The following is a 337-nucleotide window of genomic DNA, read 5'->3' as shown; positions in this document are numbered from 1 at the left end:
TGATTTTCAGAACACCAATCTTTTACCAAATTTTGGAGCCAGGGCGAGGCATTTTAATTATATGGAGGTTGAAGATGTTTATTATTACAGGGTACCTACACCGCTAACAGAGCTTTTTTATAAAACGGCATTTGAGCAAGGGCAATTGGCCGATTCTTTTTTTACGGTAAACACTACACCGCGATTCAATTTTTCAGTTGCATATAAGGGTATGCGCTCTTTGGGGCAATACCAACATATTTTAACAAGTACGGGTAATTTTAGGTTTACCACTAATTACAAAACTAAAAACAACCGTTATAATATGAGAGCCCATATTGTAATGCAAGATTTGTTA

At 35.9% G+C, this 337-nt stretch carries 1 protein-coding gene; it reads left to right on the top strand.

The window, feature by feature from the left end:
- The coding region (locus tag H4O21_RS28655) for a putative porin (protein WP_220495897.1) at positions 1-337 on the top strand (337 nt) is incomplete at both ends.

Source organism: Oceanospirillum sediminis (assembly GCF_014164585.1).
In the GTDB taxonomy this organism is placed as follows: domain Bacteria; phylum Pseudomonadota; class Gammaproteobacteria; order Pseudomonadales; family Halomonadaceae; genus Oceanospirillum; species Oceanospirillum sediminis.
This window is presented reverse-complemented; position numbering and strand designations above follow the sequence as displayed.